Source organism: Flavobacterium ustbae (assembly GCF_003946915.1).
GTDB classification, from domain to species: domain Bacteria; phylum Bacteroidota; class Bacteroidia; order Flavobacteriales; family Flavobacteriaceae; genus Flavobacterium; species Flavobacterium ustbae.
This window is the reverse complement of the sequence record NZ_RPOC01000001.1, coordinates 889,755-906,398: the sequence shown is the minus strand read 5'-3', so window position 1 is coordinate 906,398 and position 16,644 is coordinate 889,755. Positions and strand designations below refer to the sequence as shown.

The window sequence follows — 16,644 nt, the reverse complement described above, 5'->3', positions numbered from 1 at the left end:
CGCTATACAGTCTAGCTCTTGGCTGACTAAGAGATCAAAATTATAAATTTTAAAACAAAAATGCTAAAATAAAATTTAGATTTATTAGGAAATCAACACAGAATCTTTGCGGTAAAATAATTTTGAGGTAAAAATTGGAATTTGGAATTTTTCCCGAGACTTCGGATTTTGGAGTTTACCTTTTTACAAAAGGTCTTAAATCAAAAAAGCCATCCACAAAAGTGGAAAGCTTTTCATTGGTCTAACTACTAAACCAGCTACGAGTTACAAAGTCGTAGCAAAACAACACAACTAATCTTAGATACCGTATTTGGGCAAAAAAGCCTTTCTGTTACGAAAGGCTTTTCCCAATATTGCGGTCTGGACGGGACTCGAACCCGCGACCCCATGCGTGACAGGCATGTATTCTAACCAACTGAACTACCAAACCTCTGCGTTATTGCGGTTGCAAAGATATAACAGAATTTCGTTTCTGCAAGCGTTTTTGTAAAAAATATTTAATATTTATTCAAAATATTATCCAAAGTTTTGTTTTTCAACCAAATAAGTAGTCAATATTTTTTCAAAATTATCGCCAACATTGACAGAAACGTACTTAATCTGGTTCTTTGCACAGGTTAAAGACAATTCTTTAAAGTAAGCTTCTGCCCTCTTCTCGTATTCTTCTTTAACATTATCTGCAAAAATAGAAACCTCATCGCCTGATTCTAAATCAATAAACTTTCGTGGCGTATTGTCAAAATCAAATTGCAACTCGGTTTTGCTATCTACCACGTGAAACAAAACTACTTTGTGCTTGTTATGTTTTAAATGTTGCAAAGCATTGAACAATTTCTCATCATCCTGTGTTTGAAACATATCCGTAAACAAAATAATCATCGAACGGCGATGCATTTTCTCTGCAATCTGATGCAGATAGGTAATGGTATCGGTCGTTTTTTTGACTTTTGGCTGTTCTAGCAATTGTTCCAGTTTATTCAAAAGCATTCGATGATGACGGTCGCTTCCTTTTTCTGGAGCAAAATATTCGTAATGATCAGAGAAAACGCTTAATCCAACAGCATCTCTTTGTTTTTTTAAAATATTCATTAAAACTGCCGAAGCCAAAACCGCAAAACCAATCTTCTTTTCGTAAAAAGGCTGATTCGACTTCAGTTCTGGATAATGCATCGACGACGAATTATCGACAATAATATGGCAACGCATATTGGTTTCTTCTTCAAAACGTTTCGTATATAAACGGTCTGTTTTGGCAAACAATTTCCAGTCGATATGTTTGGTGCTTTCGCCTGCGTTATAAACTTTATGCTCGGCAAATTCGGCAGAAAATCCATGAAACGGACTCTTGTGCATTCCCGAAATAAAACCTTCCACAACCTGATTCGCCAGCATTTCAAGATGCTGAAAACTCGAGACTTTCTCTATTTCTGTTTCGATTTTCATTCGGTTTCTTTTTTAATATTTTGCGCTTTAAAAAGCAAATCTGTTGCCATGAATAATTTACGTTTCAGGATCGGACTAAAATTAGGATTTTCTTTTAAGAATCGCTGTACTTCATCAAAAGCATATTTCGACGAATACTTTCCAACCGTATTATCCAACCAATCTTTCGGAAAGAAAATATCTCCCGTACGCTGAATTTCGTCTACCAAATCTAGTGAAAATCTAATATACTTTTGCGCACTTTCCTGACGAAGCGGATGATTTACATTGGCAAGTCCAGCAGAAACCCAAGATTCTTTCTCACGGTTGGCATCGTCTTTCAAAGATTCAATAAAAGCGTTTCTCACTTTCTCGTCCTGAGAAAGAGAAGGAATTAAAAACTCAAATCGTTTAATTTTATCTGGATTTGTGATTGCTATTTTAGCTTTCACCAAAATCTGATTGGCTTTTTCATGTTTAAAAATGGCCAGATTCATTGCCATATTGGTGTAATCGTCTTCATTTAATTTTAACCCCGGAATTGTAATTTCTTTACTCCAGATTTTAAATAATTTCTCTTTTCCAGAATCTGAGTAAGCAATGGAACTAAACAATACGAATAATGTCTTTTTAATATTAGCTGACACTTTTTCGTTCAAATGTTTGTACAATACATCTTCAAGCTGCTTTTGGACTTTATTTTGCTGTTTTTCAGTCAAAAATCTCCAGTAAATGGTATTCAGATTACCTGAAACCATTCGCAAAACCAACTCATTTTCTTCGGATTGAATTCCTTTAAAAAGGCAATCAAAAGCTTTTTCTGGTGAAACATTCCCAATCAAAGTATTTTCATAAAGATTACTGTACGCCGAAGCCCTTGTAACCTCATCTTTTAAGCCTGAAATATAATTTAAATTATTCCCGTCAAGCGGAAAAACACCGTATCCAAAACCATTATAATTATAAAGGACAGCCAACGGTTTTTTGAGTCCGATCGCTTCGTTTAAAATCAGTTTTTTATCATTTATCTGAGCGTTTAAAACTTTTACTTCATTCTTATACACCAATCCGATTTGGAAAATCTGAGGCCAAATATTGTCCGAACCGTCTTCTGCTTTCTGACTGATTTCAAAGCTTTTAATCTTGTTATTTTTATCGAACTCTACTTTGTCAGAAAAAATAGCTCTCCCCGATTTATTTACCCAAACTTCGCTCCATTTTTTCATATCAAGAGGTGTTTCGGCATCTAGAATTTCCACCAAATTATTCCAGTCTGCATTATCGTTGGCGTATTTCTGAATGTATTTTTGGATTCCTTTTTGAAAAGCTTCCTTTCCCATCGAAGCTTCCAGTTGGCGCATCATAATTGGTGCTTTGTTGTAAATAATCGCACCATATAATGATCCTGCATCTTTCAAATTCGCCAAATGCTGTTTTATCGGATGCGTTCCCAACGATCGGTCTTCCGCGTAAGCGCTAGGATAATGCGCCGTAAAAAACTGCAGATTATGATTGACTTTCGGAAAAATCGGATTCATGATTTTATCTGCCATAAAATTGGCAAAAACCTCTTTCATCCAAACGTCATCAAACCATTTCATCGTTACCAAATCGCCAAACCACATATGCGAGGTTTCGTGCGCGATTAATTTCGCTCTGTTTAATTTTTCGCTGTCTGTCGAACTGTTATCCAAAAACAAGGTCGATTCTCGGTATTGAATTGCCCCGACATGTTCCATTCCGCCATATTGAAAAACAGGAATTGCGGCAAAATCTAGTTTCTGAAAAGGAAATTTATAATTAGTATATTTTTCTAAAAAATCTAAAGACTGCTGATGTAAATTAAAAATCGTATCGGTACTCATTTCAATCTTTTTCGGATTATTTTCACGATACAGCATTGTCATTTCTCCCAAAGTCTCGGGACCAGCTTTCTTTGTTACACTATCAAATTTTCCTGCCACGAAAGAAAACAAATAGGTGCTCATTTTATCGGTTTCTCCAAAAGTGTACGAAGTGAAATCTCCTTTTTCAATTTTGTTTTTTACTTCGGCTCCAGCCAAAACTTTCCAATCTTTCGGAACAGTTAAACTTAGTTTATAAGCCGCTTTTAGATCGGGCTGATCGAAACACGGAAATAAAGTACTCGCACGATCGGGAACCAATAAAGTATATAGAAAATCATCGTTTCTATTTAAAGATAAATTTCCTGCGATAAACGAAATCTGAACTGTATTTTTTCCTAAAATCAAACTCTGAGAAGGAATTACAATATGCCCTTTTTCATGAACGATTGCAATATTTTTTCCGTTTGCTTCAATTGTTTTAATGTTTTGAGATTTCTCTTTAAAATCTAAATACAAAGGCTGATTTACCTCTGATAAAGTCGCTTCTAAAAGCAACTTAGAAAAGATATCTTCACTTTTCTGATTCGGAATTTCGAATGAAAGATCATATTTCAGATTAGAAATTTGCTGCTTTCTAAAATGCGCCAATTGTTCTGAAACACCGTTTTCTAAAACAATATTTTCTTTGGGTTTTGATTGAGAAAATCCAATCGTGATGGCTATTAAGAAACTAAGAAAGGTGTATAAAATTTTCATTTTTAAGAATATAAAGATTGGCTAAAATAGCAAATACGCTACTTTTATCAAACAATTACCGCAACAACATTGCATTTAAAAATAAGATTTCTATATTTGCAACATCATTGCATTTAAGTAATAAAAAAACTCGTCCAGAAGTTAATCTTCACGAATGAAAAAGAAAATTAAATTTATAAATCTTCTGATGCCGTTAATCGTATTGTTCGCAATACTGTTTCCTGCTGTCCATTCGTATGAGCATATTCTAGATACGCATTCTTCTAAAGAAAAACTAGAATTTTCTTCTTCAGAAAAGCCACAATTCAAAAACCAATTGCATTCGCTTCATAAATGTTCCATTTGTGATTTCAAGTTTAGCGCTGTTGGCACTTTTGAATTTGCTGTTTTTCAATTTTACAAAAATAATGTTGCAGCAAAAACTCTAAACTTTTACAATCAGCAGCATTTAGCATTTTTTAAAGGGTCGTTGTTCTCACTTCGCGCCCCGCCTGCTTTTTCACTTTAATTTTTGTGCTCGGATTGTTCGGCAGTTTTACTGTTTGTCTTTTTTAATGATATAAAATCTTAAAAAAGCGATTAACAATCACATCTTTTTTTAGCAGTTCATACTTTGTATTGAATTCATTTTTGCATCGAAAATCTATTTTTTGATGCCGAAACACTGCTTTTTCCGCACAAAAATTATTTCCCTTTTTTATCGATTTCTGTATTCTGACTTAAAGCGCAATTACGGCTTTTGGTTCGTTTGTTTATGTTTCGCTCCTCTGGAGGTTAATTATGAATTCAATTTCGATTTCTATAAACATTTCGCCCCGCTGGAGCTACAAACAGGTCGTCCCTCTGGGACTAAAAATAGGCACTTAAACTCTTTTTGTAACCCAAATACTCTTTATAAAATGATTAAAATCAAATCAGAAAAAATGAAAACAACAAAACTCATTCTGGCTTCGCTTTTTGCTTCGATTGCTTTTACAAGCTGTAGCAACGACGATGCAGAACAAGAACAAGCCGTTCCCACAATTGACAAAATTGAATTAGGTCTTGGCAACAATGAAACAGCCACAATTGGCGCAGATTTCCATTTTAATGCTGAAGTTACTGCAGCTGATAAAATCGAAAATGTACAGGTAAAAATTGTTCAAAGAAGCGGCGAAACCTATTCTAAAGTTTGGTCGCACGAAATTACGTGGGCGCAATATGCGGGTGCAAAAAACGCAACGGTTCACAAACATTTTGACATTCCAGAAGATGCTGCAGAAGGTAAATACGATTTCATCATTATCGTAAACGATCAAAACGGAAGCAAGCTTGAAGTAAAGAAAAACCTAACGATTTATAAATTAGAAAACATTCCGGTAAATCCTGTTGCATCGGTATTTACGCTTTTTATAAACGATGCTTTTATGTACCGAAAAGGTAAGTTTTCTAATGCTGATGCCAAGTATAAAAACAATGATATTTTTAGTTCTCAGGTAACACTCGAAGGTGTAAAAGGCGACGGAATTATGTACCTGCTTTTGATTAATAAAAACACCAAACACAATCCCGAAAGTGTAGATCAGATCGATTTTAGCAAAGTGATTGTTTATGATGTTTTTGAACATAAAAATGTACCTGATGCGAGTCAGTTTTCTAATGTTCCTTGGGACGGAACAAAGTTTACTAGAGAAACTCCAAAACTTACAATCGGTGCTGCAAAAGACAACAATGTTCCTGTTGGACAGGATTTAATTGCCAACAAATCTTGGGCAACTGGCGATTATACTTTCTTGGTTTTGTATAAAAACACAACGTACAACATCAATTTTTCACAATCGATCGATCTTCCATTTGCACTTTAATTAAACTTGAAAAAATGAAAAAGATAAAATTATTATTAGGCATTTTGGCTCTTGCTTTTATTTCTTCCTGTTCCAGCGATAATGCCGAAATCGACACCGAATATCCTGTAGTTGACATTAGTGGCTCAAATGCATTTCCGATTCAGTGCAGTACGATCGAACGCGGAAAAACTTTCACTTTCAAAGCTTCTTTCAATGACAATGTTGCATTGGGATCTTATAGCCTTGACATTCATCACAATTTTGATCATCATACGCATAGTACAGAGGTTGAAAGCTGCGAAATGGAAGCGGTAAAAAAACCAGTAAAACCAATGCTTTTTATAAACAATTATACCATTCCTGATGGCGTAAAAAATTATGAAGCAACGGCACAAATTTCAATTCCTGCCGATGTTGATCCAGGCGATTATCATTTTATGATCAGACTTACGGATAAAGAAGGCTGGCAGACACTGAAAGGTTTAAGTATTAAAATTTTATAAATCAGATTTAATGAAGAATGCCCAATTCCTTTTTTGGAAATCTTGTTTTTTACTCATCAGTTTATTGCTTTCAGCTGAAGCTATTTCTCAAAATCAGCCTTCAGAAAAAAAACCTGAAATAAAAGAACTTAAAGAAGTTTTGGTAAACGGGAATGCTGTCGAAAAACGCAAAAAAGAAGAATCGCTAAATGTAGAAACGGTAAACAGCAGTTTTATTCAGCGTAATCTTGGCGGAAGTTTAATGCAGTCTTTACAGAAATTGCCCGGAGTTAAAACCATTTCGATTGGCTCTGGAGGTTCAAAACCGCTTATTCGTGGGTTGAGTTTTAATCAGGTAATTGTGGTCGAAAACGGCTTAAAACACGAAGGCCAGCAATGGGGCGCCGATCACGGATTGGAAATTGACCAATATGCGGTAAACCGAGTAGAAATCATAAAAGGCCCTTCTTCATTTATTTACGGATCTGATGCTGTTGGCGGCGCGGTGAACATTAAACCGCTTCCTCTTCCATTTAAAAATACTTTTGGCGGAAGTGTGGATCTTACTGGAAAAAGCAACAATGCACAATTTGGAAGTTCGCTTAATTTATTTGGCCGAAATGAAAACTGGTTTTTCGATACGCGTGTAACGGCTATGGATTATGGAGATTATCGTGTTCCAACTGATAAAGTGCAAGTTTACAGTTACGAGGTTCCGCTATACAAAAATCATTTGCGTAATACGGCTGGGCGCGAACTCGATTTTCATTTGAGTACGGGTTATTCGGGAGAAAACTTGAAGTCTGTTTTTTATTTCAGTAATGTTTATGCCAAAAGCGGATTTTTCGCGAATGCGCACGGGCTCGAACCTCGAAATGTCGATACCGAATTGCACGACAAATCAAGCCGTGATATTTTAATGCCGTATCAGCAAGTGAATCATTTAAAAGTAAGTAATACAACTTCTTTTAATTGGAAAAATCATGCTTTTGAAACGCAGCTTGGTTTTCAGAAAAACTTTAGACGCGAATGGAGTCATTACGTGAATCACGGTTATATGCCTCCAATTTATCCTGAAGATATGTACGCGCCGCAAGATCTGGAACGTCAATATGATAAAAACGTTTGGTCGTTTTCTGCGAAGGACGAATTTGCTATTAATCGCCATCAGATTACTGTTGGAACTAATGTGGTTTCGCAAGAAAACGCCATTAACGGATGGAGTTTTTTGATTCCGGCTTTCAACCAAATTAATGCAGGTTTATTTGTTTACGATAAAATAGAACTGAACGAAAAATGGTTCCTACATGGCGCTGTACGTTATGATTACGGCAAAATTAAAATGCAATCCTATTACGACTGGTTTCAAAGTCCAGTTTCAGAAAACAATCAGACGCAATTGGAATATTTACAGCGTTCTCAAGATCTGACGAAGACTTTTGACAGTTTTACGTGGTCGGCGGGAATCAATTATAATCCTGGAAAACTTTCGCTTAAAGCCAATTTAGGATCGAGTTTTAGAATGCCGATTGCGAAGGAACTAGCTTCAAACGGAGTGAATTATCATTATTTCCGATTCGAAAAAGGAAATCCGAATCTGGATGCAGAACGTTCGTATCAACTGGACTTGGGAATGGAATGGAATCAGCAAAACTGGTCTTTTCAGCTGACACCGTTTGTGAACTATTTTCCGAATTTCATTTATCTAAATCCGACCTCAGCTCACGATATTTATTACGGAGCAGGAAATCAGGTTTTTGAATATGAACAAAGTGAAGTTTTCCGTTACGGTGCCGAATTGCAAACACGCTATTATTTCATCAAATCTTTAAGCGCCGAAATTGCAGCAGAATATTTGTATTCTGAACAAAAATCGGGAAGCAAAAAAGGATATACGCTTCCGTTTTCGCCGCCGCCTTCGGTTTTGTTGGGACTAAATTACGAGCCTCAAATTGACTTTTTAAAAGACACTTATTTCTCTGTTGATTATCGTTTCACAGCAGCACAAAACAATATTGTTCCGCCTGAGAAAAAAACAGCCGAAAGTCATGTTTTTAATGTGGCTTTGGGTACAAAAGTAAAAACAGGAAAAGAGGACATCAGCATCAATATTCAAATCCAAAATTTATTCAATACAAGATATTTAAATCACACTAGCTTTTATAGGCTTATCGAACTTCCAGAAGCGGGGAGAAACATTATTGTTTCTATGAAAATTCCGTTTTCATTTTCGCGATAAGCAAACCATTCTAAAATCAATTATTTACAAATTTTAAATCCTTTATTACAATGAAAAACAAGTTTTACAAACTGCTATTTTTATTCGCAGTATCACTTTTTGCGGTTTCGTGCAGCAACGACGATGACAATCACGACGATCACGACCATGATCATGACCATGACACTACCGAAGAACATACATTTGTTCGAGTTTTAATTTCTGACGAAAAAACAGCTGAACTAACCCTTTTTGATCCGCATGAAGAGAAAATCAGTTCTTTTGCTGCAAAATTTCCAAAAGCTTCTTTATACACTACAGAATCTGGACGTTTTGCAGGAATTGTACACAGAGACAATAATTTTGTAGAAACTTTTGACAGCGGACTGGAATTACACGGCGATCATATTGATGTTGATGATGTTCCTAAATTTGGAATTTTAGCGACAAGCGCATTAAAACCAACTCATTTTAAAAGTAAAATTGGAGAAATCCTGACTTTTAATGACGGTGACGGAACGCTTTCTGTTGGTAAAGAAGCAGATGTAAACAAAGCCGGTGCGACATTCAAAAACATCAATGCAGGTTTATTGGCACATCACGGTGCAATGGCAACATTTACAAACGGAACATATGCGATTACGGTAAAAGATAATTCGGTTACAGGAACGCTTCCAGAAAAAGTAAAAATTATTGACAATACCGGAAAAACACTTTTTGAACCTAAATTGGCTACAAAAGGAATTCACGGAAATGCTTCAGACGGAGTTTACGCTGTTTTTGGTTCGTCAAGCGGAATTTTAGTTGTAGAAAGCAACGGAAACCAAAAACTGATAGATCATCCATCAGATTTTGGGACGGCTTGGTTTGGAAGTATTTTAGAAACGGCTTCGGCTGGAAAATTCATTGGCTACACGGCTGCAAAAGGCGCTTATTTAATTGATGTGGTTGCCAATACGGTAAAACCAATCATTGCCAATACAACCATTATGCAATGCAAAACGAGCTACGATCGTAAAAAACTGGCTGTTTTATTGCACTCAGGAGATTTCAAAATTTATAATATTGGCAGTTTAGCTTTAGAAAAAGAAGTTAAAGCTACAGCGGCAACTGCAACAGACGCAACATTAAAACCGCAAATGGCAGTAACAGAACGATCTGCTTATATCACTTCTCCAGCAACGGGAGAATTATTGCAGGTTAATCTTTCTACATCGGCAGTCAAAAAAACAAAGGTTTCGGCAACGCCTTATATGATTACCGTTTTAGGTTATGAAAATAGTGAAACGCATAACCACTAATTTAGTTAATTAAGAACCGTATTTAGTTTTTAATGCTAAAAACAAGTTCGCAAAGCTTTAACAAACAAAGCTTTGCGAACTTTTATTTTTAAGTTTTTTTCTAATTCAAAAAAAATTCTCGCAAAGACGCGAAGTTTGTTAAAAAAATTAAGTAGAAAAATCTTTGCGTCTCTGCGACTTTGCGCGATTAAAAACATATAGAAATAAAAAAACTTTTCGGTTAAAATAACCAGCATTACATTGCAAACAAAAAAGGTTTGACAATTGTCAAACCTTTTCCTTTACTAATTCAAAAGCTATCCAAAAAAAGAATTATTCAGTTTGTTGAAAATCAAAGCTTAAATCTCCCGCATTATAGCTGGAAGAAACGGTCGTTGGAAATGTTTGTGCCGTTCCAGAAAGCCATCTGTATTCATTAATTGTGATATTGCCTGCCACAATTGGGTATGTCACGTTAGAATTATCAGCTTTATTTTTTTTGTACCAATCATTAGAATTCATGGTAATCATGTATTTTTTATCTTTTTCTAAAGCCAGTTCGCTAATTTCTTTTATAACCTGCACATCTGCGGTTGCAACGTTTAAGGTTTCAGAGCGCAAAACTGCTTTGGAAGCAAAATCCCAGATTGTTACACGAACAGACGGATTTGTCGAGGGAAGCTTTAAAGTTATGGCCTTTATTTTTCCTTTTACGGTTGGCGTAAAGGCAAGTCCAAATTCATAATCTCCTGAGTTAACAAAATTGGAAACAGTAGTAAAACCTGTTGCAGTATAATAAGCCTCAAGCGGATTTTCTGTTTCAAATTTTGGCGTATTGTCTTTGTCATCATCACTGCTGCATGCGGCAGAAAGTGTTATAATTAAAAGTGTTATAATCGATTTAAAAGCTCTCATAATATTTAATTTTAATTAGTTATAATTGGTTGATTTGTTTTAAAAATTACGGTTGAATATTAAAATGTGCGCAAACTTCTTCGTAGCTGATTTTAGCATAATCCAGTTTTGCTGTTTTTGCTGCGGCAGCTGCCGCGCCTCCAGGAATTAAGATATAACGATAGTTAAGAGTTGACGGCAGTCCAACTGTTGTTCCGTCAGCCGCATGTTTAAATCGGAAGATTTTAATTGTATTAAGGCTTGCAATCGCTGTAATTGTATTAGCGTATCCGCCGGCAGTTGAAGTATAAGGCAGTGTATAAATATTAACTCCTGATCCAAAAGACATATATACCAAGATGGTTCCTTTAGCCATTATGTCTGCCGAAAGTTGCGGAACAGCAAAAGAAGTAGATAATCCTGAAGTTCCGTCTATTGTTTCTGGCGTTCCTGCTGGCGCATTAATCCAGCCGCTGTAGATTACATTTGCAGTTCCTGCTGGCCCTTGTGCTCCCGGTGCTCCGTCTACTCCATCAACTCCCGGTGCTCCGTCATCTGAACTGCAGGAAATTATTGAAACTGAAATTAGAAAAATAAAAAAAATTGATTTAAAGGTTTTCATAACATTTTGGTTTAAAAAATTTAATTAAATAGTTCTTTTTTAACTTAATAGCTTTTACTTTTGCAACTATCACAAAGGTGGTTTTGTTTGTTTGTGATGGATTTGCAGGACAAAGTTGCCGGATTAAATTCTGTGAAAAAACCGCTAATAGACGAACAGCATTTTAAATAGACAGACAACTTATTTTTGCCTTAAAAGACAGTTTGATGATGAAAAAATACTCTTGTATTATTGTTGATGATGATGAAATAGACAGGCTTACGGCGGTTTCTTATGCCAAGAAGTTTCCTATTCTAGATATTGCAGGCGTTTTTGAATCGGCAGAAGAGGCAGTTCCTTTTTTAGAAAAAGAAGAAATTGACATTCTATTTCTAGATATCGATATGCCAGGATTAAACGGAATTGAATTTAGAAAACAGGCATTAGAAGTTCCTGTCTGTGTTTTTATAACCGCTCATCCCGAACATGCGGTAGAAAGTTTTCAGATCGAAACTTTAGATTTTATCGTAAAACCTTTAAAACTGGATCGTTTTACCCAAACCATAAATCGTATCGAAGAGTTTATGGAAATAAAACTCAAAGCCTCTCTTTTTGAAGCGAGTATTGGCGGCGATACCATTTATATAAAAGAAGGCCACGAACAGACGAAAGTAAAACTTCACGAAATTTTATACCTCGAAGCGCTTAAAGATTACACTTTGGTAGTTACAAACCAGAAAAGACATTGTGTTTTATCGAGCATCGGAAATTTACTGAAAGAAAATCATTTTCAGTCTTTCGTTCGTATTCACAGAAGCTACGCCGTGCAGAAGCAATATGTGCAGAAAATTAATTCAAACGAAATTATTTTGAATAATAATGCCGTAATTCCGATTGGAAGAAGTTATAAAGAAAACCTAAACTTAATGGCATGAAAAGCATAAGGTTACTGCTTTTAGTTTTCATTTCTTTGAATGCTTTTGCACAGCATGAACCTAATTTATCGCGCTATAAAACAACAGACGAAAAACTGAAAGTCTGGCTTCAATATACTGCACAACTTTTAGACAAAGAAGATTATCCAAAACTAATAAAAGCTGCAGACAAAGGAATTTTGATAGCTAAAAATCAAAATGCTTACAAAAGCCGTTTTTATCTTCAAAAAGGACTTGCGTACGAGTTTAGCAACAATCAATATCAGAATGCGCTGGTAAATTATGAAAACGCATGGAAATATGCTCGAAAAGCACGTCATTTAAAAAACGAAACAACCGTTTTAATGCGTTTGAACTACGCTTATTATTCGGTTCAGGATACCGCAAAAAGTAAATCTTTGGCCCAATACATTAAAAATGTTGTCGATACTACTAAAAGCAATTATACCAAAGCTGTTTTGTATGGAAGTTTAGCCGAATATTATCAGGACAATGCCCAATACGAGACTTTTATTAGTTATCAATTAAAAGCAATTTCGTATAAAAAGATGCTCAAAAAAGATAAGGTTAATGAGGAAAATATTGCCGTTTCTTATCTTCAAATTGGGAGTGCTTATACCAAAATGAAACAATATCAAAAGGCAATTGAATATTTGAACGAAGCTAAAAAACACACCATTCATTCTCCTTATGTCAGTGCTTTTTTATGCAATTATTACCTGCATTGTTATGTTTCATTAAAAGAAAAAGACAGCATTCAAAAATATTACAGCCAAATATATACTTATCCTACACCAAAAGATTCTTTATTTCTCAATCTAAGTTATGCCAACCGAAGTCTGTCTGAATATTACGTTAATGACGGCCAGACACAAACCGCTTCTTTTTATGCTGAAAAAGCTGTTTTGTTAGGAAAAAAATCCAATGATGAGGATATTATTATGGAAGCCAATGCGATAATGGGAAGAGTTTTGTATGAAAAAGGAGAATACAATAAAGCCATTGAAACCTTAAAAAAAGCTTCTGTAAATGCCCTAAAATACGACAAAGAATCCTTTGTCAACATTAACAAAAAGCTTTCTCAAAGTTTTGCCGCACTCGGACAGTGGAAAGAAGCCTATCATTATAACGAAATTTACAGCAAAAACAACGACGAAATGATGGCAGAATCTGCTAAGCAGAACATTGCCAACGCAGAAGCTAGGTTTCAAAACAAAACCAAAGCGCAGGAAATTAAGAATCTTTCGACCGAAAATGCCATTAAAAACATTCAGATTGAAGATGCTAGACAACAGCGTATTTTCCTGACCGCAGGAATTATTCTGGTTCTTATTATCGGATTGTTATTATGGAGACAAAGCCAGATCAGGAAAAAAACCAATTTGAAGCTTCAGGCGTTGAATCAGGAATTGGATGAAGCCAATAAAATCAAGGCGCGTTTCTTTAGCATATTGAATCATGATTTGAGAAGTCCGATTTCGAATCTGATTCATTTTCTGCATCTTCAAAAAGAAAGTCCAGAACTTATTAATGAAGAAACGGCTTTGAGAATGCAGACAAAAGTGATTTCGGGAGCAGAGAATTTGTTAAACTCTATGGAAGATATTCTGCTTTGGAGCAAGGGACAAATGGAAAACTTTAAACCGCATTTTAAAAAGATCGCGATTGAAAAGGTTTTTGAAGAAACAGAAAAGCATTTTTCACAGTATGAAAATATCGCCCTGTCTTTTGAAAATCCGGAGCAGCTTATTTTAAATACGGATAAAAATTATCTAAAAACAATTATCCGAAACCTGACTGGAAATGCTATAAAAGTTCTCGAAAAAAGAGAGAATCCGTATATAATCTGGAAAGCCATACGCGAAAACAATCAAATTTTGCTTTCTATAACCGATAACGGTTCGGGTGGAAGTCAGGAGAAATTTAAAGCACTTTACGACGATTCTGAAGTAATCGGAATCAAATCCGGATTGGGCTTGCATTTAATTCGGGATCTTGCAACGGCAATAAACTGCAAGATTGAAGTTTGCTCTACACCAGATGCAGGAACTACAATTACGATTATTTCACCTTTATAATGTTATTTCGCTTAATTCTTTAAACATTATTCAAAAGTACTTCTTATATTGCTATTGTTTTCTGTGTTTTTGTACGCAATTGTCAAAAATCGTTGCGATTTACGTATAATACAGAACCTAAAAGAGTTACCAAAAACAAACCTGAACTTAAAAACTTGAATAATGACAAAAGCAATAAAATTATGCTATTGTGTACTTCTCTTACACGCCTTTCTTTTTTGCAGCGCCGCAAATAAATCTGATAACGAAGAAATAAAAATGGAGTATTCTGTTTCTTTTGAAGATGCTCAGTCTCATTATGCAGAAGTTGTTTTGAATTTTGAAAATCTTCCATCCAAAAAAACAAACCTTATTCTTCCGGTCTGGACTCCGGGTTATTATTTAATCTTAAATACGCCAAGATATATTATTGATTTTGAAGTGAAAGACGATAAAAATCAAAAGATTAAATGGAAAAAATCGACCAAAAACAGCTGGACAATTGAAAACGGATCTAATTCAAAAATCACAGTAAAATACCGTGTTTTTGCCAATAAAAAATCAGTTGCAGAATCTTATGTAGATTCAGAAAAAGCTTTTTTAATGCCAAATACTGTTTTCATGCATGTGGAAAATAAGATTGATAATCCTGTTACGATAACATTGAACAAACCGGCAAAATGGACAAAAATTTCAACCGGATTAAAATGTACAGACGAGACAAAAAATAGCTTTTATGCCAAAAATATTGATGTTTTTTATGATAGTCCTATTTACATCGGAAATCAAAAAACAATAGAATTTGAAAATGAAGGAAAAAAATATTCTCTTGGCGTTGCAACACCACAAGGACTTCAGGAAGATAAATTTGTTTCGGATCTGAAAAAAATCATGACTGCTACAACTTCGATCATGAAGAAAATTCCATACGAAAACTATAGCTATATCATGATGGAAGCCGGCGGCGGCGGTTTGGAACACTGGAATTCGCAGGCCATCTTTACAAAAGGTTCTTTCGACTCCAGTTCAAGAAAAGACTATCTGGACTTTATGAATTTTGTAACGCACGAATATTTTCATCTTTATAATGTAAAAGCAATTCGTCCGATTGAGTTAGGACCTTTTGATTACAATAAAGAAAACTACACAACTATGCTTTGGTTTTCTGAAGGTTTCACAGTATACTACCAATATATTATAATGGTAAAAGCCGGATTAATGGAAGGAAAAGATGCTCTGCAATATCTTTCTGGTTCGATAAAAAAGTATGAAAATGAAGAAGGCTGCAGACATATGTCGTTATCGCAATCGAGTTTTGATATCTGGTCCAATTTCTTCAACAATGAAAGCAACGCCAAACAAACCATTATTTCTTATTACGACAAAGGCCCGACAATTGGTTTACTGATGGATCTGGAAATCAGAAATAATACTGCCAATAAAAAATCTCTAGACGATGTAATGCGTTTTCTTTACAATGAATATTATGAGAAAAAAGGCAGAGGTTTTACAGAAGAAGAATTTTGGACAGCTTCTGAGCAGATTGCCGGAAAACCTTTGGACGAAATTAAAACTTATGTAAATTCGGTAAACGAGATCGATTATCAGAAATATTTAAAATACGGAGGACTTCAGATCGATTTGAGTCCATTAAAAACAGAAGCAAAAAGCGAAAAATTTACAGAGAAGAATTTTACCATCAGCGAACTTCCAAAACCAACAAAACTACAATTGGAAATTAGAAAATCGATTTTTAATTTTTAATATCCTTCAAATTATTGCATAAAAAAGGCTTCCAATATATACGGAAGCCTTCTTTATATCAATTGCAATCTTTAGAGATTACAACAAAGCGTCTAAGCTGTCAGCGTAGGCTTGTTTCGGAGCAACTCCTACTTGTTTGCCTACCACTTCACCGTTTTGGAAAACCAAAACAGTTGGTATGTTACGCACACCGTATTTTGCAGCAAATTCTTGGTTAGCATCTACATCTACTTTACCAACAACTACTTTACCAGCATACTCTTCGCTTAATTGGTCAATGATTGGACCAACCATTCTACAAGGACCACACCATGCTGCCCAAAAATCTACCATTACTGGTTTATCTGATTTTAAAACTACTTCATCAAAAGTAGCATCTGTTATTGCTAATGCCATAATATATTAAGATTAAATTATGTCTGAATTATTAACTTTCAAACTACAGTACAAATTTAAAAATTTAAAACAAATCAAACACCATTACTAAATTAGTTTTCATTATAAATGTATTGTCATTAATTATATACTGTAAATACATTTTGATTCTATTTATAAAGTTCGC

Annotated in this window: 13 protein-coding genes and 1 tRNA gene; 8 read left to right on the top strand and 6 right to left on the bottom strand. The window is 35.0% G+C overall.

What is annotated here, in order from left to right:
• Window positions 1-356: 356 nt before the first annotated feature.
• The 3 genes from EG814_RS03870 to EG814_RS03860 all read right to left on the bottom strand — a co-directional run bounded on the left by EG814_RS03870 (window position 357) and on the right by EG814_RS03860 (window position 4,025).
• Window positions 357-430, bottom strand: a tRNA-Asp gene (locus EG814_RS03870).
• Between the two features lie 86 nt (window positions 431-516).
• On the bottom strand, window positions 517-1,443 hold the full coding sequence (locus tag EG814_RS03865; protein ID WP_125719055.1) for a DUF58 domain-containing protein: 927 nt from the start codon (window positions 1,441-1,443) through the stop codon (window positions 517-519).
• A complete protein-coding gene (locus EG814_RS03860) occupies window positions 1,440-4,025 on the bottom strand; it encodes a M1 family aminopeptidase (RefSeq protein ID WP_125719053.1) in 2,586 nt (861 codons plus the stop codon). The genes EG814_RS03865 and EG814_RS03860 overlap by 4 nt, the downstream gene beginning before the upstream one ends.
• A 154-nt stretch (window positions 4,026-4,179) precedes the next feature.
• Here EG814_RS03860 and EG814_RS03855 point away from each other — a divergent pair, with 154 nt between their 5' ends.
• The 5 genes from EG814_RS03855 (at window position 4,180) to EG814_RS03835 (ending at window position 9,852) form a co-directional block, all read left to right on the top strand.
• A complete protein-coding gene (locus EG814_RS03855) occupies window positions 4,180-4,533 on the top strand; it encodes a hypothetical protein (RefSeq protein WP_125719051.1) in 354 nt (117 codons plus the stop codon).
• A 415-nt stretch (window positions 4,534-4,948) separates the two neighbouring features.
• On the top strand, window positions 4,949-5,869 hold the full coding sequence (locus EG814_RS03850) for a DUF4625 domain-containing protein (RefSeq protein WP_164515266.1): 921 nt from the start codon (window positions 4,949-4,951) through the stop codon (window positions 5,867-5,869).
• A 14-nt stretch (window positions 5,870-5,883) separates the two neighbouring features.
• Window positions 5,884-6,354: a DUF4625 domain-containing protein gene (locus tag EG814_RS03845; RefSeq protein WP_125719047.1), complete on the top strand. Its 471-nt coding sequence runs from the start codon at window positions 5,884-5,886 to the stop codon at window positions 6,352-6,354.
• 10 nt (window positions 6,355-6,364) lie between these two features.
• On the top strand, window positions 6,365-8,572 hold the full coding sequence (locus EG814_RS03840) for a TonB-dependent receptor (protein WP_125719045.1): 2,208 nt from the start codon (window positions 6,365-6,367) through the stop codon (window positions 8,570-8,572).
• Between the two features lie 50 nt (window positions 8,573-8,622).
• Window positions 8,623-9,852 (top strand): hypothetical protein, encoded by a 1,230-nt coding sequence (locus EG814_RS03835; protein ID WP_125719043.1) that lies wholly within the window; start codon window positions 8,623-8,625, stop codon window positions 9,850-9,852.
• Between the two features lie 312 nt (window positions 9,853-10,164).
• Here EG814_RS03835 and EG814_RS03830 read toward each other — a convergent pair whose 3' ends face one another.
• Window positions 10,165-10,746 (bottom strand): DUF4082 domain-containing protein, encoded by a 582-nt coding sequence (locus EG814_RS03830; protein WP_125719041.1) that lies wholly within the window; start codon window positions 10,744-10,746, stop codon window positions 10,165-10,167.
• 46 nt (window positions 10,747-10,792) lie between these two features.
• Complete coding sequence (locus EG814_RS03825) at window positions 10,793-11,347, bottom strand: hypothetical protein (RefSeq protein WP_125719039.1); 555 nt, start codon at window positions 11,345-11,347, stop codon at window positions 10,793-10,795.
• 206 nt (window positions 11,348-11,553) lie between these two features.
• Between EG814_RS03825 and EG814_RS03820 the strand changes: the two genes are divergently transcribed.
• From EG814_RS03820 to EG814_RS03810, 3 genes are all read left to right on the top strand, one after another.
• Entirely contained in the window at window positions 11,554-12,261 is a 708-nt protein-coding gene (locus EG814_RS03820) for a LytR/AlgR family response regulator transcription factor (protein ID WP_125719037.1), read from the top strand.
• The gene (locus EG814_RS03815) at window positions 12,258-14,339 is read left to right on the top strand and encodes a tetratricopeptide repeat-containing sensor histidine kinase (RefSeq protein ID WP_125719035.1); all 2,082 of its coding nucleotides are present in this window, start codon (window positions 12,258-12,260) and stop codon (window positions 14,337-14,339) included. The genes EG814_RS03820 and EG814_RS03815 overlap by 4 nt, the downstream gene beginning before the upstream one ends.
• Before the next feature lie 162 nt (window positions 14,340-14,501).
• Entirely contained in the window at window positions 14,502-16,082 is a 1,581-nt protein-coding gene (locus EG814_RS03810; RefSeq protein ID WP_125719033.1) for a M61 family metallopeptidase, read from the top strand.
• 78 nt (window positions 16,083-16,160) lie between these two features.
• Here the strand turns inward: EG814_RS03810 and trxA are convergent, their stop codons facing one another.
• The gene (gene trxA, locus EG814_RS03805; protein WP_008466289.1) at window positions 16,161-16,478 is read right to left on the bottom strand and encodes a thioredoxin; all 318 of its coding nucleotides are present in this window, start codon (window positions 16,476-16,478) and stop codon (window positions 16,161-16,163) included.
• Window positions 16,479-16,644: the final 166 nt, after the last annotated feature.

Bases quoted from the DNA above. Each gene is read 5' to 3' on its own strand.
- EG814_RS03810 (WP_125719033.1), top strand. From the start codon at position 14,502: ATGACAAAAGCAATAAAATTATGCTATTGTGTACTTCTCTTACACGCC.
- EG814_RS03825 (WP_125719039.1), bottom strand. From the start codon at position 11,347: ATGAAAACCTTTAAATCAATTTTTTTTATTTTTCTAATTTCAGTTTCA.
- EG814_RS03845 (WP_125719047.1), top strand. From the start codon at position 5,884: ATGAAAAAGATAAAATTATTATTAGGCATTTTGGCTCTTGCTTTTATT.
- EG814_RS03855 (WP_125719051.1), top strand. From the start codon at position 4,180: ATGAAAAAGAAAATTAAATTTATAAATCTTCTGATGCCGTTAATCGTA.
- EG814_RS03860 (WP_125719053.1), bottom strand. From the start codon at position 4,025: ATGAAAATTTTATACACCTTTCTTAGTTTCTTAATAGCCATCACGATT.
- EG814_RS03830 (WP_125719041.1), bottom strand. From the start codon at position 10,746: ATGAGAGCTTTTAAATCGATTATAACACTTTTAATTATAACACTTTCT.
- trxA (WP_008466289.1), bottom strand. From the start codon at position 16,478: ATGGCATTAGCAATAACAGATGCTACTTTTGATGAAGTAGTTTTAAAA.
- EG814_RS03835 (WP_125719043.1), top strand. From the start codon at position 8,623: ATGAAAAACAAGTTTTACAAACTGCTATTTTTATTCGCAGTATCACTT.
- EG814_RS03820 (WP_125719037.1), top strand. From the start codon at position 11,554: ATGATGAAAAAATACTCTTGTATTATTGTTGATGATGATGAAATAGAC.
- EG814_RS03850 (WP_164515266.1), top strand. From the start codon at position 4,949: ATGAAAACAACAAAACTCATTCTGGCTTCGCTTTTTGCTTCGATTGCT.
- EG814_RS03815 (WP_125719035.1), top strand. From the start codon at position 12,258: ATGAAAAGCATAAGGTTACTGCTTTTAGTTTTCATTTCTTTGAATGCT.
- EG814_RS03865 (WP_125719055.1), bottom strand. From the start codon at position 1,443: ATGAAAATCGAAACAGAAATAGAGAAAGTCTCGAGTTTTCAGCATCTT.
- EG814_RS03840 (WP_125719045.1), top strand. From the start codon at position 6,365: ATGAAGAATGCCCAATTCCTTTTTTGGAAATCTTGTTTTTTACTCATC.